Origin of the sequence: Priestia sp. FSL W8-0524 (assembly GCF_038005965.1) — a bacterium.
GTDB classification, from domain to species: Bacteria; Bacillota; Bacilli; order Bacillales; family Bacillaceae_H; genus Priestia; species Priestia zanthoxyli.
On the sequence record NZ_JBBOUG010000001.1, the window covers coordinates 2822162 to 2848801 of the forward strand.

Annotated in this window: 26 protein-coding genes, 1 pseudogene and 3 other annotated features; of the genes and pseudogenes, 4 read left to right on the forward strand and 23 right to left on the reverse strand. The window is 39.5% G+C overall.

Going from position 1 to position 26640, the window contains the following annotated elements:
• Window positions 1-2: 2 nt before the first annotated feature.
• The 8 genes from aroC to allC form a co-directional block, all read right to left on the reverse strand.
• Window positions 3-1169, reverse strand: coding sequence for a chorismate synthase (gene aroC, locus NST66_RS14380; RefSeq protein ID WP_033580623.1), 1167 nt, complete (start codon window positions 1167-1169; stop codon window positions 3-5).
• Window positions 1170-1217: 48 nt separating this feature from the next.
• Window positions 1218-1418 (reverse strand) — a binding site (T-box leader).
• A 6-nt stretch (window positions 1419-1424) separates the two neighbouring features.
• Window positions 1425-2498 carry a bifunctional 3-deoxy-7-phosphoheptulonate synthase/chorismate mutase gene (locus NST66_RS14385; protein WP_013057698.1) on the reverse strand — a complete coding sequence of 358 codons (1074 nt, stop codon included), beginning with the start codon at window positions 2496-2498 and terminating at the stop codon, window positions 1425-1427.
• Between the two features lie 126 nt (window positions 2499-2624).
• Window positions 2625-2831 (reverse strand) — a binding site (T-box leader).
• Between the two features lie 70 nt (window positions 2832-2901).
• Window positions 2902-3107, reverse strand: a binding site (T-box leader).
• Window positions 3108-3307: 200 nt separating this feature from the next.
• Complete coding sequence (locus NST66_RS14390; RefSeq protein WP_340843446.1) at window positions 3308-3766, reverse strand: GNAT family N-acetyltransferase; 459 nt, start codon at window positions 3764-3766, stop codon at window positions 3308-3310.
• Between the two features lie 58 nt (window positions 3767-3824).
• Window positions 3825-4355: a chromate transporter gene (locus NST66_RS14395; protein ID WP_014459451.1), complete on the reverse strand. Its 531-nt coding sequence runs from the start codon at window positions 4353-4355 to the stop codon at window positions 3825-3827.
• Entirely contained in the window at window positions 4352-4936 is a 585-nt protein-coding gene (locus NST66_RS14400) for a chromate transporter (protein ID WP_028412785.1), read from the reverse strand. The genes NST66_RS14395 and NST66_RS14400 overlap by 4 nt, the downstream gene beginning before the upstream one ends.
• Before the next feature lie 24 nt (window positions 4937-4960).
• Window positions 4961-6571 carry a gamma-glutamyltransferase gene (gene ggt, locus NST66_RS14405; protein WP_048019000.1) on the reverse strand — a complete coding sequence of 537 codons (1611 nt, stop codon included), beginning with the start codon at window positions 6569-6571 and terminating at the stop codon, window positions 4961-4963.
• Window positions 6572-6612: 41 nt separating this feature from the next.
• Window positions 6613-7863, reverse strand: coding sequence for a pyridoxal-phosphate-dependent aminotransferase family protein (locus tag NST66_RS14410; RefSeq protein WP_028412783.1), 1251 nt, complete (start codon window positions 7861-7863; stop codon window positions 6613-6615).
• Window positions 7864-7875: 12 nt separating this feature from the next.
• Window positions 7876-9117, reverse strand: a complete 1242-nt coding sequence (allC, locus tag NST66_RS14415; RefSeq protein ID WP_224980593.1) for an allantoate deiminase — start codon at window positions 9115-9117, stop codon at window positions 7876-7878.
• A gap of 306 nt (window positions 9118-9423) precedes the next feature.
• Between allC and NST66_RS14420 the strand changes: the two genes are divergently transcribed.
• On the forward strand, window positions 9424-11007 hold the full coding sequence (locus NST66_RS14420; protein ID WP_311264686.1) for a PucR family transcriptional regulator: 1584 nt from the start codon (window positions 9424-9426) through the stop codon (window positions 11005-11007).
• Between the two features lie 64 nt (window positions 11008-11071).
• On the opposite strand, the gene NST66_RS14425 is transcribed toward NST66_RS14420, so the two are convergent.
• The gene (locus NST66_RS14425) at window positions 11072-11386 is read right to left on the reverse strand and encodes an MTH1187 family thiamine-binding protein (RefSeq protein WP_013057706.1); all 315 of its coding nucleotides are present in this window, start codon (window positions 11384-11386) and stop codon (window positions 11072-11074) included.
• A 124-nt stretch (window positions 11387-11510) separates the two neighbouring features.
• A complete protein-coding gene (locus NST66_RS14430) occupies window positions 11511-12686 on the reverse strand; it encodes a C40 family peptidase (RefSeq protein WP_028412780.1) in 1176 nt (391 codons plus the stop codon).
• A 453-nt stretch (window positions 12687-13139) separates the two neighbouring features.
• On the opposite strand from NST66_RS14430, the pseudogene NST66_RS14435 reads away from it, so the two are divergent.
• Window positions 13140-14664 (forward strand): annotated as a pseudogene (locus NST66_RS14435) (catalase); the annotation flags it as partial.
• 217 nt (window positions 14665-14881) lie between these two features.
• On the opposite strand, the gene NST66_RS14440 reads toward NST66_RS14435, so the two are convergent.
• A complete protein-coding gene (locus tag NST66_RS14440; protein WP_224980258.1) occupies window positions 14882-15283 on the reverse strand; it encodes a hypothetical protein in 402 nt (133 codons plus the stop codon).
• A 304-nt stretch (window positions 15284-15587) separates the two neighbouring features.
• On the reverse strand, window positions 15588-16925 hold the full coding sequence (locus NST66_RS14445) for a sodium-dependent transporter (RefSeq protein ID WP_014459442.1): 1338 nt from the start codon (window positions 16923-16925) through the stop codon (window positions 15588-15590).
• Window positions 16926-17097: 172 nt separating this feature from the next.
• Here NST66_RS14445 and NST66_RS14450 point away from each other — a divergent pair, with 172 nt between their 5' ends.
• Complete coding sequence (locus tag NST66_RS14450; RefSeq protein WP_028412776.1) at window positions 17098-17550, forward strand: hypothetical protein; 453 nt, start codon at window positions 17098-17100, stop codon at window positions 17548-17550.
• 41 nt (window positions 17551-17591) lie between these two features.
• Here NST66_RS14450 and NST66_RS14455 read toward each other — a convergent pair whose 3' ends face one another.
• Complete coding sequence (locus NST66_RS14455) at window positions 17592-18017, reverse strand: DUF6843 domain-containing protein (RefSeq protein ID WP_328141265.1); 426 nt, start codon at window positions 18015-18017, stop codon at window positions 17592-17594.
• A 189-nt stretch (window positions 18018-18206) separates the two neighbouring features.
• Between NST66_RS14455 and NST66_RS14460 the strand changes: the two genes are divergently transcribed.
• Window positions 18207-18353 (forward strand): hypothetical protein, encoded by a 147-nt coding sequence (locus NST66_RS14460; protein WP_165351762.1) that lies wholly within the window; start codon window positions 18207-18209, stop codon window positions 18351-18353.
• Window positions 18354-18371: 18 nt separating this feature from the next.
• On the opposite strand, the gene NST66_RS14465 is transcribed toward NST66_RS14460, so the two are convergent.
• The 10 genes from NST66_RS14465 to kdpDN form a co-directional block, all read right to left on the reverse strand.
• Window positions 18372-18788: a DUF350 domain-containing protein gene (locus tag NST66_RS14465; protein ID WP_033580616.1), complete on the reverse strand. Its 417-nt coding sequence runs from the start codon at window positions 18786-18788 to the stop codon at window positions 18372-18374.
• 15 nt (window positions 18789-18803) lie between these two features.
• Complete coding sequence (locus NST66_RS14470; protein WP_154992070.1) at window positions 18804-20063, reverse strand: glutathionylspermidine synthase family protein; 1260 nt, start codon at window positions 20061-20063, stop codon at window positions 18804-18806.
• Window positions 20063-20383, reverse strand: coding sequence for a hypothetical protein (locus NST66_RS14475; protein ID WP_028412772.1), 321 nt, complete (start codon window positions 20381-20383; stop codon window positions 20063-20065). Before NST66_RS14475 ends, NST66_RS14470 begins: the two co-directional genes overlap by 1 nt.
• Complete coding sequence (locus tag NST66_RS14480; RefSeq protein ID WP_033580614.1) at window positions 20383-20841, reverse strand: hypothetical protein; 459 nt, start codon at window positions 20839-20841, stop codon at window positions 20383-20385. Before NST66_RS14480 ends, NST66_RS14475 begins: the two co-directional genes overlap by 1 nt.
• 116 nt (window positions 20842-20957) lie before the next feature.
• Complete coding sequence (locus tag NST66_RS14485; protein WP_033580613.1) at window positions 20958-21419, reverse strand: hypothetical protein; 462 nt, start codon at window positions 21417-21419, stop codon at window positions 20958-20960.
• Window positions 21420-21867: 448 nt separating this feature from the next.
• The gene (locus NST66_RS14490) at window positions 21868-22755 is read right to left on the reverse strand and encodes a sulfite exporter TauE/SafE family protein (RefSeq protein ID WP_033580612.1); all 888 of its coding nucleotides are present in this window, start codon (window positions 22753-22755) and stop codon (window positions 21868-21870) included.
• Between the two features lie 249 nt (window positions 22756-23004).
• Entirely contained in the window at window positions 23005-24108 is a 1104-nt protein-coding gene (locus NST66_RS14495; RefSeq protein WP_223546159.1) for an oxidoreductase, read from the reverse strand.
• A gap of 82 nt (window positions 24109-24190) precedes the next feature.
• Window positions 24191-24745, reverse strand: coding sequence for a signal peptidase I (gene lepB, locus NST66_RS14500; RefSeq protein ID WP_028412768.1), 555 nt, complete (start codon window positions 24743-24745; stop codon window positions 24191-24193).
• A gap of 254 nt (window positions 24746-24999) precedes the next feature.
• Window positions 25000-25434 carry a CBS domain-containing protein gene (locus NST66_RS14505; protein WP_033580611.1) on the reverse strand — a complete coding sequence of 145 codons (435 nt, stop codon included), beginning with the start codon at window positions 25432-25434 and terminating at the stop codon, window positions 25000-25002.
• A gap of 29 nt (window positions 25435-25463) precedes the next feature.
• On the reverse strand, window positions 25464-26612 hold the full coding sequence (gene kdpDN, locus NST66_RS14510; protein WP_033580610.1) for a KdpD-like non-kinase potassium sensor: 1149 nt from the start codon (window positions 26610-26612) through the stop codon (window positions 25464-25466).
• Between the last annotated feature and the right edge of the window lie 28 nt (window positions 26613-26640).

Below are 26640 nucleotides of genomic sequence, written 5' to 3' on the forward strand. Positions count from 1 at the left end.
CTTTAAAATTGCTTTGCGTATTCTTCGTGTTTTTTTACATTTTCTTGAATTAACTGAATTCGATCTGCCCCAAATTGATCGATAATAGCAGATGCTAGTTCCCAAGCAATCACTGATTCTGCTACAACCGCCGCCGCCGGTACTGCACAGCTGTCTGATCGTTCAATACTTGCAGCAAACGGCTCTTTTGTATCAATATCTATACTTTGCAGCGGCTTGTATAAGGTAGGAATAGGTTTCATGACGCCTCGCACCACAATCGGCATCCCTGTTGTCATGCCTCCTTCTAAACCTCCTGCATTATTCGTTTTACGCGTATAGCCGTTTTGTTCATCCCATAGAATTTCATCATGGACTTCACTTCCCGGTCTGCGAGCTGCTTCAAAGCCTACGCCGATTTCAACGCCTTTAAACGCGTTAATGCTCATAATAGCAGCAGCTAGCTTTGAATCTAACTTACGATCATAGTGCACGTAACTGCCTACTGCAGTAGGCATTCCTTCTACTACTACTTCCACTACGCCACCAATGCTGTCTCCATTTTCTTTTGCATCATCGATTGCTTTCATCATTTTCTGTCCCGCTTCTTCATCTAAGCAGCGAACAGGTGACGCTTCAGTTTTTTCCTGAAGTTCTGTTAGCGACTCATATGCCGTTTTTTCAGCTTTCACACCGCCGATTTCAAGTACGTGACATGCAATATTTACACCTACAGCTTTTAATACTTGTTTGGCAACTGCGCCTGTGGCTACTCGTACCGTCGTTTCACGAGCAGATGAACGTTCTAATACGTTTCGCATATCTCTGTGGCCGTATTTAATCGCTCCATTTAAATCCGCGTGACCTGGACGAGGTTTTGTAATTTGTCTCTTTACTTCTTCCTCATGATCAACTGGATCAGCACCCATAATATTTCTCCAGTGCGTAAAATCTTTGTTTTCAACGACTAAAGCAATTGGTGAACCAAGCGTCTCACCGTGGCGAACACCGCCTTTAATCTGAACTTGGTCTTTTTCAATCTGCATGCGGCGTCCGCGCCCATGTCCCTTTTGTCTTCTTGCTAAGTCTTCATTAATATGTTCGGCTGTTAACTCAAGTCCTGCTGGTACTCCTTCAATAATCGCTGTTAATTGAGGTCCGTGCGATTCTCCTGCTGTTAAATATCTCATATTATCGATTCCTTTCTGTTATAAAAAATAAAAAACTCGCCCCTACGTCATAGGGACGAGTTTTTCTCGCGATACCACCCTAGTTGCAAACATTGCTTGCCACCTCGAATTGTTAACGATCCGCTGACCGCTCTGTAAAAGAGTACTCAAAGAGTGTAATTCGCTCACATTTTTGTACTGACTTCCACCAACCGTCAGCTCTCTGAGACAGGGAAATGTTTGCTACTAGTTTCTTATCACTGTATCACTATGAAATTAAGATAATTTTACTGCTGCACCTTTTAATTCTTCCATGAATTTGTGGAATTCAGGAATGTTCATTTGCTGTGCTGAATCTGATAGTGCTACTGCTGGGTCTGGATGAACTTCTGCCATTACAGCATCTGCGCCGATAGCAATCGCTGCTTTTGCACATGGTAATAGTAAGTCTTTGCGTCCTGTCGAATGCGTTACGTCTACTACAACTGGTAAATGCGTTTCTTTTTTCAAGATTGGAACAGCTGAGATATCTAATGTGTTGCGTGTTGCACGCTCGTATGTGCGGATACCGCGTTCACAAAGAATAATGTTTCCATTTCCGCGAGACATAATGTATTCAGCAGCGTTAATGAATTCTTCAATTGTTGCTGCCAATCCACGTTTTAAAAGAATTGGTTTGTCTACAGAACCTGCAGCTTTTAATAGCTCGAAGTTTTGCATGTTACGTGCACCAATTTGAATCACATCTACGTAGTCTAGAGCCGTTTCAATATCTTGAGGAGAAACAATTTCACTGATAATTGATAGACCTAGCTCATCTCCTACTTGACGTAAGATTTTTAATCCTTCCACTCCAAGACCTTGGAAATCGTAAGGTGATGTACGTGGTTTGAACGCTCCGCCGCGCATTAATGTAATGCCTTGTTCTTTAAGCGCTAAGCCCACTTCTTTTACTTGTTCGTAGCTTTCTACTGCACATGGTCCCATTACGAATTCTAAGTTTCCAGGTCCTACTTTTGTGCCGTTGATGTCAACGATTGTATCTTCTGATTTCTTTTTACGAGATACAAGAAGTGCTTTACGGTGATCGTCTTCTTGAAGTTCTAAGCTTGCTTTGAAAATTTCTTTGAAAATATGCTGAATTGTTGAAGCTTCGAATGGACCATTATGGTTAGCTAAGATTTGATCTAATGATTTACGTTCACGAACTGGATCAAAGCGATTCACACCTTGTGTACCTTTTACTTTTCCAATTTCTTGTGCGATTTCACCGCGTTTATTTAATAATTCTAAAATTTCTAAATTTATTTCGTCGATTTGTCCTCGTAATTGTTCTAGTGATTTTGTCATTTTAAAAATCCTCCTTTGATTTTACAACCTTGAACGGATCTTTTCGTTTAGTTTGTATTTAAAAATCCGTTTTACACCTACACAGCCGCTTATGCGGATATACAAAAAGTCCCTACTGATTGTATCAGTAGGGACGAATTGATCGCGGTACCACCCTAATTGCAAGCATTGCTTGCCTCTTCATTAAGATAACGGCTATTGCCGCTTTTGACTATTGCCAAAAGAAAGCTCCAAGAATGTAATTCGCAATCTCTTTTGTACTGATTCGCACCAACCATCAGCTCTCTGAATACAGGGAAGATTTTGCTACTATGCTCTTTTCATCGCTTGTAATGGATATAAAATTATAATGGACCGAAATACAAAAAGTCCCTACTCACCCTTAAGATTGTTCTTAAGAGTCAGTAGGGACGAAAATTCGCGGTACCACCCTAGTTGCAAGCATTTTGCTTGCCTCTTCATTAAAATAACGGCCAGGCCGTCTTTTCCTGCTCGGAAAAGATGCTCAAGGAATGTACTTCGAAAAAATTTTTGTTCTGACTCGCAGCAACCGTCAGCTCTCTGATACAGGGAAATTTTTTCTACTCGTGCTCCTATCAACGCTCAGTATTGACTATGTATGCGTACTTGGATAATCAGTTCCGATCGTTTGAAACTGTTTGTCGCTTCCAAGTTATGTGTAATGTTGTGTGATGTTGATTTGTATTATGAATGGTTTTTTTATCTTCGTCAACACTTTTTATTAATTTTTTTTATTTTTTAAAAACCATTGCCCCTTCAAACCTCTCTCTATCAAGAGTTTTGTCACTTTAATTTTTTTCAAACACGTATTCCATTTCAGAGTCATATTCAATAAATCCATGTTTTTGATACAAGCTTTTTCCAGCGGCGGAAGCATTTAACCATATTCGATTTACACCACTTTTTTGGCCGTACTGCATCAAGTGCTTTAAAATAGCGGAAGAATAGCCGTGCTTTCGGTGATCAAAAGCTGTATACATGTTCATAACATATGCTTCTTTTCCTTGAAGGTTACCCGGTGAAGGCGGACGTATAAAAAAGACGATGCTTCCTGCTGATACAACTTTTCCATCGACTTTTAAAATAGCCGTATAATTATTTGGGCTATTTATATTCGCAGTAAAATATTCTTCTGTCGCCTTTCGAAACAGCTCCTCACTCTCATTTAGTTCTCCCAGTTCTTTCATGAGCAGCATTCGCAGGTTAACCAGGTCCTGCACGTCTTCTAATAGTGCTTTTTCAACCATTGTTCTCCCTCTTTTCGTCTCTTTTACAAAAAAAACTCTCAGCATTTGAGAGCTTCATTTAAGCAAGAAAAACAGCTCCGTATACGAGTGCTCCGACAATAACGAACGCTGGATGCACACGTAATTTTTCCAATAAAAGAAAGCTGGCTGCTACTAAAAATAGAGTTTGCCATATACCTGAATCACCGTATGAATTCATAAAAAATTCATACGCCATTAAGCCAAGTAAAATAGCGATTACGGGACGAATGTAATTGGTCATTTTCTTAACATTTGGTGAATCTTTATACTTAAATAATATTCGAAGTAAAATGACTAAAAGCAAAACCGACGGAGCAATCGTTGCAAAAAGAGCAATCACCGAGCCTAAAATCCCTGCCTGCTGATATCCGATAAATCCCGCCATTTTTGTCGCAATTGGACCTGGAAGCGCATTTCCAATTGCCAGCATTTCACTAAACTCTTTAACGGTAAGCCAATGGTAGCGGTCTACAACTTCTTTTTGAATGAGCGGAATCGACGCAGGTCCTCCTCCATAGCCTAAAATATTTGAAACAAAAAACGCCATAAATAGCTGAATATAAATCATACCGATTCCCTCTTTTGCTTGTGCTCATCGCTTTCGCCTTTTTTTCCTTTTCGTTTTAGCGGAATCCAAGCTGCTGCCATAAGTACAATAATAATAACTGCTGGATGAATATGGGCAAATTCCATTAGTCCTAAACTAATAATGAGTAAGATAATAGCTGGCGTCCAGCCTAAACCAGACGTTGATTTTTTAAAAAAATCCCATGTCATAACTGCGAGCATCACTCCCACTACAGGAACGACTGCTTTGGTCATCCCCATAACCCAGGGCTGATCTTTAAATTGCGTTAAAGTGGTCAACAGTAATACCATTAAAAAAACGGTTGGAATAACGGCTGCAAATAAAGCTGTACCGAGACCTAAGATACCGCCGACTCGATAGCCGATGTATCCAGCCAGCTTTGTCGCAATAGGCCCAGGCAGCGTATTGGCAATTGCTAACAAATCGCCAAATTCATCGTCATCCATCCACTTGTACGTATCGACTACTTCTTTTTTTACAAGTGGAATAGCTGAAGGTCCTCCTCCGTAGCCGAGCATACCTGAGCGAAAAAACGCTATAAAAATATCCAATTGTCGCATTTCTCGCGCTCCTTTCTCTGTGATCTAATAAGCAACGACGGCTCCGTCTGTTCGCGCTTCTGTGCCGCCGTATAATACACCGGTTTGTTCATCTCTTAAAATAATCTGCCCTCTTCCAAACGTATGTCTGCTCGTAGCCACATGAATATCATGCCCTTTGCGTTCTAATGCTTCTACAATATGTGAAGGCATTTCTTTTTCCACAAGAACCTTTTTATGTTCAATCCACTGCCATCTTGGTGCATCTAAAGCTGCCTGAGGATTTAGATGAAAATCAATCATATTCATGATGACTTGCACATGTCCTTGCGGCTGCATAAATTTACCCATTACACCGAATGAACCTACAGCACTTTTATTCTTTGTTAAAAATCCAGGAATAATGGTATGATAGGTTCGTTTTCCAGGCTCTAATCGGTTATGGTGCTGTGGGTCTAACGAAAAATTGTGCCCGCGGTTTTGCAGGCATATGCCCGTATTAGGTACGACAAGTCCTGAGCCAAAATCCATGTAATTACTTTGAATGAATGATACCATGTTTCCTTCTCCATCAGCTGTAGCCAAATAGATCGTGCCGCTATGAGACGGCTGTCCGGCTTCGGGAATAAGCGCTTTTTCACCAATCAGCCCTCTGCGCTTGTTTGCATAAGAATCATTCAACAAATCTTCAACTGCTACTGTCATTTTATCAGCATCTGTAATAAATTTTTGTCCATCTGCAAACGCTAGCTTCATAGCTTCAATTTGCTTGTGGTATGTATCGACAGAATCTTTGGCATCAAAAGAAAAACCTTTTAGCGTATTTAGAGCTAAAAGCGCAATAAGGCCTTGGCCGTTGGGCGGTATTTCCCACACATCGTATCCTCGGTAAGAAGTTGAAATCGGCTTTACCCACTCTGCTTTAAAAGCTGCTAAATCCTCTTTTGCTAAAAATCCGCCGTGTTTTTTCGAAAAAGCTGCTATTTTATCAGCTAAATCCCCTCTGTAAAAAGATTCTCCATTCGTTTCGGCAATTTCAAGCAGTGTAGCAGCATGGTCTGGTGATCGCCACATTTCCCCTACCTTAGGAGCAGATCCATTGTTAGTAAATGTCTCAAACCAGTGTTTATATTCTTCACCTTTTAACGCGTGTGTAAATCGTTCAAACGCTCGTTCCCAATTGTACCCTAAAATTGGGGAGATTGGGAACCCTTCTTGCGCATAAGAAATAGCCGGCTGCAGCACTTCTTTTAACGGTAGCCGGCCAAAGCGTTTTGACAGCTCCACCCACGCACTCGGGGCACCTGGGACCGTAACAGGAACAAAACCGCGAGCCGGCATCTCTTTTATCCCCATGGCGCGCAGAGCCTCAATAGAGATAGAAGCAGGAGCAGGACCGCTCGCGTTGAGTCCATATAGTTCTTCATTTATCCACACAAGAGCAAATGCGTCTCCGCCAATTCCATTTGAAGTAGGTTCTACCACCGTTAAACAAGCTGCGGAGGCAATAGCAGCATCTACTGCATTGCCTCCTTTTTTCAACATTTCAAGACCCGCCTGAGCGGCAAGAGGCTGACTAGTTGCTACCATTCCGTTTTTTCCAAACGTGCACGTACGCTGCGATGCATATGGGTGTGTGAAAAAGTATTCGCTCATAGAAAATCTCCTCATTTCTTTATATGGTGAATAACGAATCTTTACAGACTAGACAACGCTACTTCTTCCTCATAAACTTCTAAAGCTGCTTGCAGAGCAGAACCTGCATTTACGCTTGCCCCGTTTCGAATAAGCACTGCTTCAAGACCGGCTAATGTAAAGAGAACGTTGTCTTTACGGCAGCTGTATCCCATTGTACCGATACGCCATATTTTTCCGTGCATCGGCCCAAAAGAACTTGCGATTTCAATTCCAAATTGTTCAAGAAGCGTAGAACGAACTGCTTCCCCGTCAATTCCTAATGGAATTAAGACGCACGTAACGGTTGGAACTTTTGAGTGCTCATCGCCAAATAAAGATAATCCCATTGCTTTAATTCCGGCTACAAGTGCTTTTTCGTGGAGACGATGCCTTGCAAATCTTTCTTCTAACCCTTCTTCTAAAATAACGCGCAGTCCTTCTCTCAAAGCATAGAGCATGGACGTTGCTTCCGTGTGATGATTTAGCCTGCGCTCACTCCAATAGTCTTGAAGCTGACTCAAATCAAAATAGTTGCTGATAATATTTGGACGCAGACGAACAGTTTGAGCATCTGCTTTTGTCGCAATTCCTTTTTCAACTTTTTTACGTTCCATGATAATTTTTTCAATACGATCATTGTACGTAATAGGTGCCATACCCGACGGAACAGATAAACACTTTTGTGTACCTGCAATCAATGCGTCAATGTTCCACTCGTCTACTTTTACATCCGTGCCGCCGATAGTAGCTACTGCGTCGACGATAAATAAAACATCTTGGTCGCGACATGCAGCACCAATTTCTTTAAGAGGCTGCATTCTCCCTGTAGACGTTTCGCCATGAACCATTGCAACGATTTTTGGGTTTACTTTTTTTATTTCCTGGATTACGGTCTCAGGGTCAAACACTTCTCCCCATTCGCATTCAATATTGTGTACCTCAGCTCCGTAGCGCTCGGCAATTTCCGTTAATAAATAGCCGAAGCGGCCGAAAATCGGGACGAATACTTTATCGCCCGGTTCAACTACACTTGCAAGAACTGCTTCAATCCCAGCTCTAGACGTTCCATCAACGGGAAAAGCCCATTTGTTTTTGGTTTGAAATAGCTCACGAAGCATTTCCATCGTTTCGTTCATAATGCGCGTAAATGCGGGGTCGAACTGACCTAAAATAGGTGTTCCTAATGCTCTTAATACGCGTGGATCTGCTTCTACGGGGCCTGGTGTCATAATCGTACGCGGCGGTGTATGAAGCTGTTTTGTTATAGTCATGTCAAATTCCTCCTAGTAGGCAAGTTTATATAATAGTTCTATTAAGACCTTTACTCCTTTTTCTAACTGTTCTCCTTTGGTGAATTCCTTTGGGGAATGGCTGATTCCATCTTGGCTCGGGACGAATAACAAACATGTGGGAACTCTTCGCCCGAATACCTGCGAGTCGTGTCCTGCACCGCTTACTAATTCTCGGGAGGAGATATTCTTTTCCGAGGAAATAATTTTGGAAAGTTCAGATAATTGTTCGCTCATGGCAACAGGTTTTTCATCCATCCAGCAGTTGAGATTCACTTCTAAATCCCCTGCTGTTCGCTTGATAATTTCCTTCATTTCTCGTTCTGCTTCTTGTAAAACCTTATACTCATGATGTCTTATATCGACCGTGAATTCTACATATCCTGGTATTACATTCGGTGCATTTGGAGAAAGTGTAATTTTTCCAACCGTTACGTATAAAGCGTTATGATATTTTTCGCTCAATTCAATAAATGCCTTAGCGAGTTTGCAGCTCACATAAAATGCATCTTTTCGGATGTTCATCGGGGTTGTGCCCGCATGGTTACTTTCACCTTTAACAGATACTGTAAATCGTTTCTGCCCGACGATACTAGAAACAATTCCGATATCGCAATGAGACATTTCAAGCTGCTTTCCTTGCTCGATGTGCAGTTCAATAAAAGAAGCGATGTCTGTGCGGTATGGCTCGCTGTGGAGGCCTTCTCCGAAATTGAGCTGTTTCATTGCGTCATCCAGCTTAACCCCTTCTTTATTTATAACATGTTTTGCATCACTTTTGCTGTGTAATCCATTCATATTACCTGATCCCCAATACGTAAGAGGAAATCTGCTACCTTCTTCTTCACAAAGTGATACGACCTCTAAGGTTTTTGTAGGGGAGCCATAATGCGCATATAGGTACTGCAGAGCAATGATACCTGCCACAACACCAAAAGCCCCGTCATATTTTCCTCCGTTTATCACGGTGTCGATATGGGATCCTGTTAAAATAACTTGTTGTTCTGGACCCGTTCCTTGCAACCGTCCAAATAAATTTCCTACATCATCGTAATACGTTTTGAGGTGAAGTCCCTTCATTTTTTCTTCCAATGCCTTTTGAGCTGCATTCCACTGTTCTGTATATAAAAGCCTCGTGACACCTTCTTTTTCATCTAACCCAAACTGTGACAACCAGCTAATGTTTTCTTCGATTTGCTGACAAAGCTTAGATTTTCCCGTCATATCTGCAACCATTGCTATCCCTCCTGCTATCTTCATTTTAAGAAAATGACTGATTGTTTTCATTAACACTTCCTACAATGATTTAGTGTTTTTTTGGCTATTATCACTAAATACAAAAAGTCTTATATACGTTACTTTTTCTAACGTTATATGTTATTTATTTTATCTTACAGAATTAAATAAACTTCTTCATTAACAATTTATACATTTTTTTCTGAAAATTTTATTTATTTTAACTAAACTTTCTTATAAAATAGAAGGTAGATAAAAATACGCGCAGGGAAATGTGAGAATTTTTAACAAAAGGAGTAATGAATAATGGAACTACAAACTCTTTTACGCATCCCGATTTATGAGAAAGCATCTGTAGTAGCCGGACAAAAAGGGGTCACCCGCAAAGTACATAACGTCAATATGATGGACGCACCCGATATTTTATCTTTTTTAAAAGAAGGAGAATTTTTAATTACAACGGGTTATCACTTCAAAGAACATGAAGAAAGCTTAGCAAAACTTGTAGAAGGAATGGCTAAAAAGAAATGTGCAGGATTGGCCATAAAAACGAAGCGTTTTTTCGAACACGTGCCTGTTTCTATTTGTCAGCTAGCTGATGAACTTCACTTTCCAATCATTGATTTCCAAACGGACGAAACGTTAGGCGCGGTTATTAATGAATCTCTCAGCTTTATTTTAGATAAAAAAACAGCCGAGCTTCAGCAAGCGATGGTCACACATCAGCTATTTTCCTCCTACATCTTACAAGGAAAAGGCATTGAGAAAATTATGCAATCCATTCAAACGTTATGCAATGCTCACGTTGCCCTTTTTGATACCCATGGCCATGAACTCTTTTACACAAACAAACGCGAACCTTTTTCGCTCCCAATGGAAGAAGCGGTAGCGGGCGCTAAGCAGCTGTTTTTACGAACGTCAAAATATACAACCTTTTCCTTTTTGAACACAAAAAAAACCGTTACGCTTTTTCCGATTGCTACTCATACAAGAAAGTACAGTTATTTATTTATTGAACACCAAGTTTCTTTATCCGATTCAGCGCTCCTAACGATTGAACAAGCGACAAACGTTTTATCCTTCGAAATGATGAGACAGCAGGCTTTGTATGAAGCTGAACGGCGACGAAAAAACGATTTTTTCAATCAGCTTGTTAGCAATTATTATAAAACGCCTGAGGATGCTTCCTTTCAAGCACAGATGATGGGCTTATCAGCAGGAAACAGCTATATTTGCGCCGTTGGGAAAATTCATTCTACATTCACGCCTTACAGCGATGATGATATGATCTATGAGCTCCTTCAATATGAGTTATCAGCAGGTCCTACAGAGGCCGTTTTGTTTTTCTATGACAATCTTTACATTCTCTTGTTTACACCTCATTCTCAACCTATGATTATAGAATGCTTGCATCGCTTGCAGGAAGCTGTTTACCGTCACTACGATAAGCGAATGTCATTTGGAATTGGAAACCAAAGCCAATCCCTACTTACAATCGCTGACTCATATAAAGAAGCTGTTGAAGCTCTTGAAACCATCCATTTTAAAGATCAGTCAAAGCTTATTCAATTTTATCAGCCAAAACAGTTCAAAGAGCTGCTGAGGTTGCTTCCAGCAAACGATTTACAGGATTACTATTCTCAAACATTAGAAGGTTTGCTGCAGTACGATAAGAAAGATCGCTCCATCTTACTTGACACGCTTGAAACATATCTAAATTCCAATTGCCAAATCTCAGAGACTGCTAAGCAGTTATTCGTTCACCGGAACACGGTAATCTATCGAATCGAAAAATGCGAAGAGTTACTAAAAAGACCTATTCACACGTCAGAGGAAACCCTTCGGCTGCGCGTAGCTTTTCAAATTTTTTCTCTTGTGCATGCCAATTAAGTATAACTACAATAAAAAACGCCTGAGTAGATACTCAAGCGTTTTTTATTGTAGTGCATATTATTTATTTCGCTTTTAATTTAGACTGTACTGATTGTAATTTCCCAGCCATCGTATGATTTTCTTTATCACGGCGATCATCAATTCGTAAATTTGTACACACGCGCTGAATACCATTTTCAAAAGGTACTTCATGCATCTCTTGAACAATTTTTAGCAGCGTGCTTAATTCCCCTTCAATCAATGTATTCATAGGGGTTAATTGATATGTAATTTCATCTTCATGCTTGGCCAGCACTTTTTGAATATCAGCTACGTACTGACTCACGCTTGGCGTTTCCGTACCTACCGGAATAATGGTTACATCTACAATAGCCATTTTATACACTCCTTTTGTTTATTCTCCAATTATCATACCAAACGACACAAAAATTTCCTACTTTTACGTTTACGGTGCATAGAAAAAAGGAATAGTTATGCAACTACTCCTTTTTGTTACACTCTTATAGGTAACGCTTTGCTCCTAAGTAACGTTTTGACCAGTAAGAGTTGCTTAATGATGTGATTGTTACGCCTGTTGAAGAACCTGCATGCATGAATTGACCGTTTCCGATATAAATTCCAGCATGGCTAGCTCCTGGTTGGTACGTTTCAAAGAAAACGATATCTCCAGGCTGAGGTGAACTTACACGCGTACCAGTTTGATAGATACTAGCAACTGTACGAGGAAGACTTACACCTACTGCATTGCGATATACATAGTTAAGGTAACCACTGCAATCAAATCCTCCAGGCGCAGCTCCGCCCCAAACATAAGGTGTTCCCATAAAACGTTTACCGTATGAAATAACTTTTGAAGCTGAGCTTGAGCTTGTGCTGCTTCCTGTTGATGTTGAAGGTTTTGAGCTGCTAGAGCTGCTTGAGTTTAATTTATTTAGCGTATCCGGACCCGCTTCTCCGTCTACTAATAAACCATTTGCACGCTGAAATGATTTTACTGCACTTGTTGTAATTGAGCCAAAGTATCCTGTTACACCAGCTGAGAAGTAACCTTTATTTTTTAGTTTTTGCTGAAGGCTGCTTACGGCTGAACCTTTCATACCTTGACGTAAAATAGTTGAGCTGCTAGAGCTAGAACCGCCAGTTGAAGCGCTAGAACCCCCATTTTTTAATTTACTTAACGTAGCTGGACCCGCAATTCCATCCACAGACAGTCCATTTGCACGTTGAAATGCCATTACTGCATTCTTTGTAATTGAACCGAAGTATTGAGTTGTAGTTCCTTTAAAATAGCCTTTATTCTTTAGCTGTTGCTGTAAAGATTGTACGTTTGGTCCTGTTGAACCAACGCGCAGCAATGAGCTTGAGCTAACTGATGAACTTGATGAGCTTCCGCTTCCTAGCAGTTTATTAAATGTAGCTTGACCTGCAATACCATCTGCTGATAAACCATTTGCGCGCTGAAACGATTTTACTGCGCTAGTCGTGATTGAACCGTAATAGTTTGTTGTTGTACCGTATGTAAAATAACCTTTGTTTTTTAATTTTTGCTGTAATTCTTTCACATCTGAATTACTTGTTCCTGGGTGCAGCGTAGCATCTCCTAAAGCAGCTTCACTAATTGTAGGTACTACTGTTAAAGATCCACATAACGCTAACGAATATATCAACTTTTTCATAAAAAAAGGTTCCTCCAATGCCATAATCTACTAATCTATAAGACGTTTACATTGTAACAACACATTATTACAAAATAACATCACTAATATTACATTTATGTTACAGGAAACGACAGTAGCGCAGCCGTATGGTGTATATTGTCGTAGTTTATTGTCGTTTAACACTTAATAAGTTCGACAAAAAAGCTAATATATTCCAATATTATTCCTTTTCCTACACTAATAATAGGTAAAAAATCACCCGTAACATTATCTTTATATTTCAAAAAAAACAATTTATTTTTTTTTGAAATGTGAAACTTTTTTTAAAATTATTCGTTTAGCGGATTTGTTCCCCTCTTCAGCAAAACAGCTTTTCTTCTAAAAATTTATATTATTTCCATATTAATGAATAAAAAAGCGCGTGCTGAAAAAAATAGTCTTGGTTATGTTTTAAATAAGGAGGATTATTTTATGAGCCATAAAGGCATTCATGGTACAAATGTTAGCGGATCAGGTGACTCGGAAGACAAACGCTATGCAAACGGAGAGAACGAGCAGACGCTTACGACGCGTCAAGGTCACCCCATTCGTGATAACCAAAATTCTCGAACGGTAGGCAACAGAGGACCTGCTACTCTTGAAAATTACCAGCTGATTGAAAAACTTTCGCATTTTGATCGTGAACGTATACCGGAACGTGTTGTTCATGCCCGAGGAACGGGAGCTCATGGATATTTTGAAACGTACGGAAAACTTGGGGACGAGCCCGTTGAAAAATACACCCGCGCAAAAGTTTTTTCAGGAGCAGGCAAACAGACGCCCGTTTTTGTCAGATTTTCTACCGTAACTCATGGAAAGGACTCTCCAGAAACGATGCGAGACCCAAGGGGATTTGCTGTAAAGTTCTATACAGAAGACGGGAACTGGGACTTAGTAGGAAATAACCTTAAAATATTTTTTATTCGCGATGCTATTAAATTCCCTGATTTGATTCATGCTTTTAAGCCCGATCCTGTGACAAACCGTCAAGATACCGAGCGTATTTTTGATTTTATTTCTCATACACCTGAGGCTATGCATATGATTACTTTTTTATTTTCACCTTGGGGAATACCTGCTAACTATCGGCAAATGCAAGGTTCCGGTGTTAATACATATAAGTGGGTAAACAAAGATGGCGATGCCTTTCTTGTTAAATACCATTGGGAACCAAAACAAGGAATTAAAAATTTGACCCAAAAACAAGCAGAAGAAATTCAGGCTAAAAATATCAGTCACGCTACTCAAGACTTGTATGAAGCGATCGAGAGCGGCAACTACCCTGAGTGGGAACTTTGTATGCAAGTCATGGAAGACGGAGAGCATTCCGAACTAGATTTCGATCCGCTTGATGACACGAAAATTTGGCCGGAAGACCAGTTTCCATTTCTTCCAGTAGGTAAAATGGTCCTAGATAAAAATCCAAGCAACGTATTTGCTGAAACGGAGCAAGTCGCATTTGGTACGGGTGTGCTTGTGGATGGGCTAGATTTTTCTGATGATAAAATGCTGCAAGGAAGAACGTTTTCTTATTCCGACACGCAGCGTCACCGTGTGGGAACAAACTACTTGCAACTGCCTATTAACGCGCCGAAAAAACATGTAGCAACAAATCAACGAGATGGTCAAATGGCCTATCATGTAGATGCAGCTCCTGGTCAGAACCCGCATGTGAATTATGAGCCATCTTCTCTTGGAGGTCTTCAAGAAGCGCATGATCATCCAAAACCTCATCAGCCTTATGTTGAAGGGAATGTAAAAAAAGAAAAAATTGACCGTACAAATGACTTTAAGCAAGCTGGTGAACGCTATCGTTTATTAGAAGACTGGGAACGTGATGAGCTTATTCAAAACTTAGTAGACGGTTTAAAATGCTGTCACCATACCGTTCAAACAAAGATGATTGAGCTTTTAACTCAATGTGATTTTGACTACGGCAATCGAGTAGCTAATGGTATCGGTCTTCTCATGCATGATGATGGTTCTTTAGAAATTGAAATGGGAGCAGAAATGACTCCTACATATGGGAAATTGCCAAAAGAAGGCGGTTCACCGTTAGGAAGCAACAAAGCTGATGATGCGGTAGAAGAAGCTAATGAAAAAGGAAAAGACGCCCATCCTTATTAACAAAAAACATCCTGCAGCGACAGCAGGATGTTTTTTGGGTTAAACGCTTATGACCAAGTAACGGCAAACACGTGGTAGTCATTTTTTAACTGTGGCGCATCAATGGGTGTCCCGTGCTGATATCCTTGTGTAACTCTTTTAGGATGTAAGGGTTGAACCCATTCTTTCACTTGCTGGTTTGTACCATTTGCTAAAATATATACACAATCAGAAAATGCCCCGTCATTGTTTGGACTATCAACTTTTAGTACTTCCACTAACACATCTTGGACACACGTTTTTCTCTGAATACATGTAAGCGTATGGTAGATGATATCAGCGGACACATCGTTATTTAAACGAAAGCCCACCTTTTTTTGTTCAAAAAAAGACGAGAATGAGACGATTGGTAATGTCTTTTTTTGTTCATACGCTTGAGATAAAATCTTGACAAGAACTTCTCCACTCAAGATGATCCCTCTTTCTAAAAAACGCTTCATCACAACATATGTGAGCATTGGTTATGCTCATAGGATAATATATTATCATAGTTTAATTCTGTGGTGTTAGTCTTTTTTGGGGTTTTTACACTGGGAATTATACCCGCCTATTTCTTGCGTTTCCCCGACGTTCTCGCTACTAGCAAAAGAACGAATAATAAAATAAATACCCCTGCTCCTACAAACATATCGTACAAGAAATCAAGCATCATACTCCTCCTTTTCCTCCAAAAAAAACGCTGTTAAAACCAAGCGTTTTAACAGCGTTTTTTCGTTAGATAAAGCCTAGCATATTAATAAATACAATGATAATCAAAACAGGTGCGATGTATCGAATAGCAAGAAGCCATAAAGAGAACCAGCGCTTCACATTCGTCGAACCATGCTTAAACTCTTCAATTAACACATCTTTTTTCATCTTCCAAGGAACAAAGATGGCAATTAAAAGAGCACCGAGAGGCATAAGGATATTACTTACAAGAAAATCAAAAGCGTCAAAGATGCTTTTTCCAAAGATCGATACGTCACTTAATAAACCATACGATAGTGCTGAAGGTATTCCTACCACAAAGATTAGTAAGCCCGAAATCCAAGATAGCTTTATGCGCTTATGCTGCTCTCCTTTGGCTAATGAAGCAACAATAATTTCTAACATCGAAAACGCAGATGTTAAAGTAGCAAATAAAAACAGCGCCAAAAAGAAAGTTTGAAACACAATTCCGAACGGAAGCTGTTCAAAAATAGAAGGCAATACAATAAATAAAAGACCTGGTCCTTCCGTCGGCTTTACGCCCATTGAAAAGACTGCAGGGAAAATTGCCAAACCTGCTAGTAAAGAAATCAAAATATTTAACGCTGAAATTGAAATAGCCGATTTTGGCAAGTTTTGCTGTTTAGACAGATACGAACTGTACGTAACCATAACCGAAACGCCTACGCTAAGCGAAAAGAATGCTTGTCCCATTGCAAACAAAATGGTTTGGGAGGTAAGCTTTGAAAAATCTGGATACAAAAAGAAAGATACGCCTTCCATCGCTCCGTCTAATGTTAAAGAACGAATAATAATAATAATAAATAAAATAAAGAGAGCAGGCATTAAAATTTTGTTTGCTTTTTCAATACCATTTTGAATACCTCTTGCTACTACAACAATTGTTAAAAGAAGAAAAACAAATTGAGAGATAACAGCACTTGTCGGATTAGCAATGGTGGAGTTAAATAAACTCCCGTAGTCACTTACTCCATTCAGCTGACCCGTGACGCTTGCAAAAATATATTGTAAAATCCATCCTCCTACTACACTATAGAAAGATAATAAAATGAAGCATGTAATCACGCCTAAGTACCCGATTCCTTTCCAAAGAGAACCGGGAGCAACTGCATCATAAGCACGAATTGCTTCTTTTTGTGTATGTCTACCTAGTACAAATTCAGCAAGCAAAAGCGGCAAACCAATAATTGCTGTAAACAAGATAAACAGTAAAAAAAAGGCCCCTCCTCCGCTTGTTCCGGCTACATAAGGAAGTTTCCAAATGGCTCCGATTCCAATTGCTGAACCGGCGGATGCCAAGATAAAGCCGAGTTTTGATGTCCATTGTTCGTTTTGACTCATGTTTTCTCACCATTTTTCTTTATTTATTCTGATTTGTCATACTATATCACACAACCCTGCTGTCGAAAAGGGTTTTTGTTGTTTTAACCCCCATCATGTGTTATGAATAGTATGTAGGTTTCATTATTTATTTTCGTAACTAAAAAAAGTTTGACAGTTAGAGGTACAAAAAATGACAAATCAACAAGTAATACAGCAGCAATTTTTAGATAAGTTCCTTGACTTTATCTTAGTAAAATGTCCAAACTGCGAACTATGTGCGCGAGTTGTAAAACTGGATAAAAAATTGAGCGGGTCAACGCACTCATGCACGTGTCCTCACTGTGGTTATCTAGACGTCATCAGCGCTGAGGGCCAAGGACCGTTAGAACTTTCTGAAGCAGTAGATCCTTTTTTTCAGCTTCCGCTTTACTTGGAAACAATCTGCCCTGAACGTCGACTTTGGGCTTATAACTTAGATCACCTTCAATATATTGAATCTTATATTGAAGTTAAAACATGCGGGGCTTGTTTCGACGAGCTGTCGGTTGAACACTCATTGCCAGATTGGGTAATTCATAAGCAGGAAGAAGCACTAAACGAAATTCAACGTTTAAAAGACACCGTCTTTTGCACATTCAAATGAAGATAGAAAAGAAACGTTGCCAAAGAGGCAGCGTTTCTTTTTTACGAAGAACTTTCTTCGGTAAGTTTTCTTCGATAGTCCCCGGCCTTGTCGAACTCTTTTGCGGTGCCGACGAAAAAGTAGGTTACCGTATGATTTTTGTTACCTTGAGTCGTGCCATGAATCATCTTCCCTTGCTTCAATTTCTTTCGCTCTCCATTTTTATTTACATAGAAATATTTATTTCTTGCCCAGCCGCCGCCGCTTAAAAGCGTTTTGGTTTTCCCGACTCCCTGCTCGTTTACTTTAAATACAGTGTAGTCTCCTTCTGTCTTGCTAGGATTTCCGTTATCTTTATCATATTCGACCATAACCCATCCTTTGTACCCTTCTGGTATAAGGAAAATGCTCGGTTGAGACGTTTCATCTGGACGTCCACATCCAGATGCGATTACGATCAATAAAAACAAAATGAGCCACCTTTTCACTTTTCCCAACTCCTTTCTTAATAAAAGACGTGTCTCTATACTGCTTTTAGTTTTTGTTGAAGGTAAGATTATATTCTTTTTGCACCCCTCAATTTTTCCCAGTTTATCCAGTCAAATATGCTATATTTACGTATTGTTTGTCACACACTATTAGCAGGCGTTTACAATTTACATGGGAGGATAACAAAAATGAGCTATGTTTTTTTATTTATTTTGCTCTTTGTCATTCCGCTTTACACACAGCAAAAAATTGTTCGTGCCGACCGTGAAAATACACGTATATTATTACTAAGTGAACACGAGCAATCTGGACATAAAAAAAGCGATTCCCCGTAAAACAGGAATCGCCTTCTTTTAATATGTTAAGCTTCCAGCGACAATAAGGCCAACGGCTATCGATGCTGCAAAAAGAGTTACTCCAACCGCTACATTTCCTTCTTCTACTTTTTTGGCTAGGCTCGTTTTAGGCGTCATAATAAATTCAATAATCCAATATGTCACTACTTGAGTAATGATACCTACTACTCCCCAAAGAGTTGCATCTACCAAATTTAAGCTGTTGCTCCACACAGTGAAAATGACAATAGCAAGCCCAATTCCTTTTCCCCATAACTTCAAAGCGACTGCGACATTTCCTTTTTTTATAAGTTCACGATCATTAAATTTTGTTGTTAATTCAAATACGATTACTCCGATAAATAATAGCCCTAATCCTACCGCTACGTGAGATAAAAAACTCCCTATACTAGCCCAATCAATCCATTGTGTCATTTTTAGTTCCCCTTTTCATTTTAATCCAATCGGCAAATAATACGATTCGTTATCTGTAATTTGATTTCCAGCTCGAATTCCTACTGCGCTTGCTTTTCCATTTAATAAAAAGCACCCGTACATGATATGAGCCTCTACTGTTTTCGTTTGCGTCTTCATTTTTGCAGTTGGCAAAGGAATAAACTGTTGATATACAGCCGTGTATTCTTGATATGTCTTATGCTGATCTTCGTCTATTTTGATTCCGTCTTCATTATAAATTTCAACGGTATCTCCTTCACGACCAAACGATGGTTTCTTCACAAATGCTTGTTTTCTTTCAATAAATGGATCTTCTTCTAAATACGTTGGTAAAAAGTATGTTTCAATGATGTGATGCTCTTCTTTAGTGAAGAAAGGATGATCTTGTTCATGCAAAGCCCAAATGAGTGCTTGCACGGCTTTAGACTGCAGTAAAAATGCAGAAGGCGGATTGATTATGGCTACCTGTTTTTGCTGTGCCAATGTTAAAAGCATGTGTCCGACTTTTTCATGCGTACTCGGATCTTCATCTTCAATTAAATGTTCAAGCGGATAAGTTTGGCGATAGAGTACGTCTATTTTTTGTCCATGTTGATCATACACGCCCGCTTCTATATGTTCACCTTCTTCAACTGTAGAGGCAGGGACAATTCGAAGCTGCGATAACGGAACGTATGTAGCATCTACATCGGCTAGCTTCATTAAATAAAGAGTCGTTAGCTTATCTTCTTCATGTGTATCATGAGAAGAAAAAACGACGTTTGGATAGTTCGTTCTATCGAGCTCGTTATAAGCTTCAAAAATGGCGTGTTTTAATGCTAAAGCAAGCTTTTTTTCTTCAAGCTTATTAGGGTTTTGAACCTGAAAATGCCGACAGACTAACTCATTTACATGAAATAATTCTTTGATGAATGTAGGCGTATCCGCGTTTAGTTCTAGAAGCTTGATTTGATCAGCCGTAACAGCAAAATCAAGGCGTGAAATAACACTTTCTGTTTCCATCGTTTTCAGTCGCAGGTACGGTAAACTGGCTTTTGGAAATCCTAAAGAAAGAAGCGTCTGATCATCTAATGAACGAAGTAAAGGTGCCGTTTTAAAAAATAGTTCCCCGATTTGATTTGCTGCTTCTTTAATAGAATGAATGATGTGAGAAGACTCCATATGTACGTCATAAAGAGCATACTCTGTTCCATATAAGTCGTACCAAAAATCTTGAATTTCTTTATAAAACATTTCTCGCTTTTCTTTATGCATTACCCGCCAAAACCGCCTTTAGAGCCGCTCCCAATTCCAGATTTATACGAGCTGCTTGATTTAAATGACTTATAGGACGATGATGAGGTCAGCTGTTTTTTAGACCCGTAGTAGCGCCCTCCGTGATAATATGAACCGCTGTGCGAAGAAGAAGAATCTGAACAGTAGTACGTTTTCGTATCTTCATCCCATTTCCACTTGTCGCACGATTTATCTTTCGGTTTAGCTGGTCTTGCCTGATCAGTTGAACCACAGGCAACGAGCGATGTCATTAAAGCAGTGGTCAAAACCCCCGCCATCATTTTTTTTGTTTTTGACATTAAGCCTTTCCCCTTTCATACTTTACGCCTGTTTTTGTTACATATAAACTGTACACGCTGCGGTCTTCATCAATTTCCGCAGAGTCTCTTTCCCATTCCCATCCATTATAGTACGTATAAACAGTTCCGATATAGCTTAATACGTCCAAATGCGTATAAAATGAAGAGGCGAATAAAATCGGATGTCCTTGAAGAGAATTCAGTTCGCGGACTTCTAACGTAATCTCTCTGTGATCACCTTCTGCTTGCTCTTTCGGTCCATGTTCATGTTCTTTCACATAAATAATATGTATATCATCTTCGACTGCAGATGAAGTTTGTTTATACGTTATTCCTTCTTTAACAAAAAATTCGCATTCTCTTCTTGCTAAAATTTGTTCAAGTTCAATAGACTGATAGTGATAAATAGATACAAACGTATCATCAGGCTTTAGCAGTCGGTATTCTAATTTTGCCATTGTGCAACTCCTTTTGTGACTTTTTTGTGAACGCTCTTTAGTAAATACGCACAGATTTTCAAAAAGTTTCAATTTTTTCTCATATAAAAAGGCTTAGCTTTAGATAAGCTAAACCTTTATTTTTTTATTACATCTGTCACAACTTCATAACCGCCTGTGTATGGGTCGAATACATATTCAAGCATGCCGTTTCCACGATGAACTTTGAATAGATACCTGTATTTTTTAGGGCTGTCTTTTGCTGGATATACGTATTTTCCTTTTTGGAACTGACTTAGCAAGAGCTGTTCTCTTTGCGCAAGCATTTTTTTTGCTTCATTATAACCATACAGCGGGAGATTTTTGGCATAGAGAACCGGTACGAATACAAGTACAACGACTGAAATCGTAATAAGCCCTTGTTTAAACCACCGCATAAACCTCTTTGGATTTCGCGAAAGTAACATCGTTATGACAATTACTATTAACAAAGGAACAATATATACTTGCACATACGGAATGTTTGCAAATACAGGTCGATTAATCAACAAGACAATTACTTCGATAGCTGCTACTAATACTAAAATAAAATAGACCACTTACTCTTCACACCTCGACGATTCAATGAATTTTATATGTGTTAGAAAGTATTCCCACTCATGAATGAACTCGTCTATTGTATCATAAGACGTAAAAAAAATATCTACGCTCGTCTATTTTACTAAAAGAGATTGAGACATAACAAAATCATCCCAATCTAAAGACGAACATGAGATAAATACGCTAGTATGCTCCCTTGTTACACCGTTGTTGACTTCCGTGTAAGGCTTCGTTTTCCGAGGGCGACCACTTTTGCCGTGTCTCACCTGTTCCGCTTTTTACGCGTAAGTCCTCGCCTTGCCCTCCGGCCAACAGCTAGAGGCCACTACATACATGAAACTGCCTTCGCTCTAACCATAAAAAGATCTGAACACATTTGATTCTCTATACAGAATCAAACACGTTCAGATCTTTCTTTAACTAAGCTATTTTTATTCCATCCTTTTATTACGAAACTTCTACGTTTCGATTTTGATTATATTTTTTCCCTTGTAAAAATGAGTAAACGATTGCTGCTGCCCATACAATAAGGATAAATGCGTATACAGCTATCTGCGTTGAGCTGCTTGATACCCATGTATTTAAGAGTGTTCGAGCATTTGTTAAAATGATAAACCCACCAACAAGCGAACCAAGCAAGTGAGCCGGGATAATACGAACAAACCATGCAGCAATCGGAGCCGCGATAATTCCGCCAATCATAAGAGCGCCTACCCAGAACCAGTTTACCTGCTCCCAGCCAAGAGAAATTAAAAAGCCAAGTGTAGCCGAGACGGCAATAGCAAATTCACTTGTATCAACGGTTCCAACGACTTTCCGTGCTGTTGTGCCTTTTTTAGCTAGCAATACAGGCGTTGCAATCGGCCCCCAGCCGCCTCCTCCTGTAGCATCAGCAAATCCAGCAATTAATCCTAACGGAATGGACTGCTTCGTCGATAAAGGTTTGGTGCTCTTTTCTTCGTTTGTTTTAAACGTAAATAAAAAGCGAAATAACACATAAACTCCTAGGAGCAATAAGAATGTTGAAACGTAAGGTCTTACTGCATCTCCAGGTAAATTACTTAGAAAGCAGGCTCCTACAAAAGCCCCGATGGAACCAGGAATAATCAGTTTTAAAACCATCGATTTATCTACGTTGCCAAATTTAATATGTGAAACACCAGACGCTGCTGTTGTTACAACTTCTGCCAAGTGAACAGATGCCGAAGCCACAGCTGGTGCAATTCCAAACGTTAAAAGTAGGGTAGTTGATGTCACCCCGTACGCCATTCCAAGTGATCCGTCAATTAACTGAGCTAAAAAGCCAATAAGTGCAAACGTAATTAACTTTTTCATGTTGTCCCTCCACTTTAATCTTCTGTTAGAGAGCACAAAAAGGCCTCCAACAGTTGTTTGCTAGAAGCCTTCGGTATGTCCGATCAGCTGTCCGTTTTATAAATAAGTTGTTTATATTGTAATCCTAACTATTCCTAGAAGTCAACTGTGTTTTTAGTTTTTCTTTTAGTCTATGTATGCTGCTTGGTTATAGTATCAGTAAAATAAAATTCTTCTTGTTAAGTCAACAACATAAAAACGACCGCTCACTTAATAAGGGCGGTCATTTTTATGCATGTCTTGCCAGTGAGCTAGCACTTCAGGTGGTAAACTCACATCTTTATCTAATGACGTCACATCCATAGAAGTAGGCTCATCGCTATTTATCACTTTTTCTACCCAATCTGGCTGTACGACTAACGCTTGTTCAATCGTAATTAAAGCCAGACCTTGCTCAAAAGCTTCTGCGACTTCCGTTGCCGTAAGTCCTCCTGTACCCACAAGAGGGACCCGGTAATTGACGTGCTTAATGATCGAAGAAAGCAGTGAATGATTTTCTTCCCTTTTTGAGGTAGGTTCATGCAAAGCACTGATATGTAAATAATCAATTTCTGTATGAACAAGACGATCAATCCACTCAAATGTATCTTCCACTTTATTTCCTAAATAGCCTTTTTCTTTGGGCGCTAATGTATATCCCACAATAAATGGTTTGCCCGCATGTGCTGCTCGGCGCGTCACTTCACGAATAACTTCAAGTGCAAAAGTGAAGCGGTTTTCTGCGCTTCCTCCATAAGAATCACTTCGTTCATTGGCTTGCCTTGACGTAAACTGCTGCAGTAAACATTCATTTCCTCCGTCAATTTCCACTCCATCAAACCCTGCTTCCATAGCTCTTGTGGTAGCTTCGCCAAACGCTTGAACAATATAAGTTATATCGCGCTCGGTCATTTGAACAGGCTTTTTTCCTTTACGTTTGTGAGGCTTTTCACTAGGGCTAATTGCTTGCCACTTACTTTCCATTTCTACGCACTTTCTTCCCCCGTGCGATAGTTGCAGAATCGCTTTAGCTCCTCTTCTATGAATCATTTGGGTTAGTTGATGAAGCTTTCGTATGACCTGATCACGATGAATTCCGATTTGACCATGTGCTACTTGGCCATTTTCTGTGATAAACGCGGGGCCGATAATTACCGTACTGACGCCCCCTACTCGTTTTTCGTAAAAAGTCAGATCGATATCGGATATTTCCCCGTTTTCCCGTGAAGCGTATGTGAGGATAGGTCCCATTGCTAATCGGTTTTTCATCTCAAGAGCATCAACAAATTTAAAATGTTTAAATAACTTTTCATAGGCCGTCTTCAATTGATTCACACCTTTTTTCCCTTAGCTTGCCCATCTATAAGCGGAGTAGACATAGGCATAAAAAAAGAAATACCTTTATCGGCATTTCTTTTTACGTTGTTTTTCTTATTTTTTTGACCGGATAAAATACAAATTCGCTTTTTCCGACAATTCGTTTTTCATCAATAAGACCTAGACCGTTGCGGCTATCCATACTGTACAGACGGTTGTCACCCATTACAAATACTTCGTTTTTAGGTATTTGTACGGGTTCAAAATCTCCCGTAAGCTCCATATCCATGTTGTTGGCAATTTGACGATTCGTTTTTAAATAAGGTTCACTTACTTTTTTATCATCAATATAAAGCTGATCTTTTTTCATTTCGATTTTTTCACCTGGCAGACCGATTACTCTTTTTACATAATGCTTATTCTTAGCCTCATCTTTAATAATCACAATATCTCCGCGGCGAATATCATGGAGCGAATACGACAGTTTATTCACAAACAACCGCTCTCCGTTATGCAGCGTTGGGTTCATTGAAGCGCCTTCTACAATATACGGAGAAAATAAAAATGCGCGAATCATAAATACTAGAGCGATAGCGAAGATAATAGTTTTGAATATGCTGCGTAATTGATCGCTTTTTGTTTTTTCCGTAGTCAATATGCTTTGTCTCCTTTGTACAGCTCACTTTTCTTATGTAAAAAAGCAAGAAACCTCTTACTTTAACACTTATTCTAACTTAACCATAGAAAGAACTGAAATCAAATGTTTTATGTTATGTAAAAAAAGAACCTCTAACAAATGTTAGAGGCTTACATTACGCAAGTTTCGTCTTTACATATCTTATTATAACATTAATTATATAAAAAGAGACTACCTTTTATGTAAAAATTATGGTTTTTACGCAAACTTAACTAAATCTTCACATTTAAAGGCGTTTCTCCATGTATAAAAAGTTGGGAGATGCAATACTCTATAATCTCTCTTCGCCGCACGAGTCCAATAAAAATGTTTTGATCATCTACAACTGGCACAAAATTTTGTTCAGACGCGCGTGACAAAATACTTTCCATTTCATCGTTAATGGTGATAGCTTCGTAATCGCGATGTCTTGGAACCTCCTCAATTCGTAGGTGTTCTAACTCATGGAGTTCTATATGTTCTAGGCTTTTTAGCTTCCATAACAAGTCTCCTTCTGCCAAAGTCCCTACATATTCTCCTTTTTGATTAATAAGCGGCACAGAAGAGTAGCGATGATACTCCATTTTCTCCAATGCTTGACGGATCGTTGACTGTGTCGATAGTGTAACGACTTCTTTTTTAGGGAGTAAAAAGAACGCAATATTCACTCATATTCTCCTTTTGTTATATATGCATTTTATTTTTGTTGTTTTGCTGAATCTGAAACAATATGAATGTCGATGTTATGAGTCTGTCGCATAATTGTATTCACAATAGAGCCTTTTCGAATCTCTTCCCACCTTGTCCGTGCTGATTGCCCTAGTAAGATTTGAGTAACGCGATAATGCTTGGCTACATTCACAATCACTGCAGCTGGTTTTTGCTTTTTAGCTTCTTCAACAATTAACGATGCGTGAAAACGGTCAGCGAATGCCTGCCAGTGTTTGATTTGGGCTTCTTGCCTTTCAGTTTGCTCGCCTGTAAAAACATGCAGCAGCAGTAAATCTGCTTTCAATCGGTTCGCCATTCTCCAGCCTCGCCGAATTAATTTTTCAGCTGTTTCACTGTATTGAATGCATACTAAAATGCGTTCACAAATACCTGTTACGCCAATTTCATGCGCATGAATCAGCTTGCCATCCACTTCATCCGCTATTTCTCTGAGCGTTAATTCACGAAGTGCATGGAGATTCGCAAGCTTAAAAAACGACTGCAGGCTTTGTTCAATTTTATGGACTTCGTATATTTTCCCTTCACGAAGCCGCTTTTGCAGCTGTTCCGGCGTAACGTCGACAAGCTGAATTTCATCTGCTTGCTGAATAAATAAATCTGGCACCGTTTCACGAACTTTTACTTGGGTAACAGCATATACGAGGTCATGTACGCTTTCCATATGCTGAATGTTCATTGCTGACATAACTGAAATACCTTGGTTGAGCAGGTAAGAAACATCTTCAAAACGTTTTTTATGGCGGCTTGTCGGAACATTTGTGTGAGCAAGTTCATCGATAAGGACAACTTTTGGGCGCCTTCTTACAATCGCCAGCAAATCAAGCTCTTGTAATTCTTTTCCTTTATAAAAAATGGTTTCTCTTTGGATTACTTCTAGATTTCCAATCATCTCTTTAGTCTCATCCCTGCCGTGTGTTTCTACATATCCAACTACGACATCTATGCCTTCTTTGACTAAATCGTGCGCATCTTGAAGCATTTTATACGTCTTTCCTACTCCCGGCGCGGCACCGATGTAGAGTTTAAGCTTTCCGCGCTTCTGATTATGAAGTTCACGCAATAGTTCTTCCGGAGTTTTTCTTCGAAAGTATGGATGAGCTTCTTTTTCTTTCATTGTTTGTGCCCCTTTATCACACTCGCTT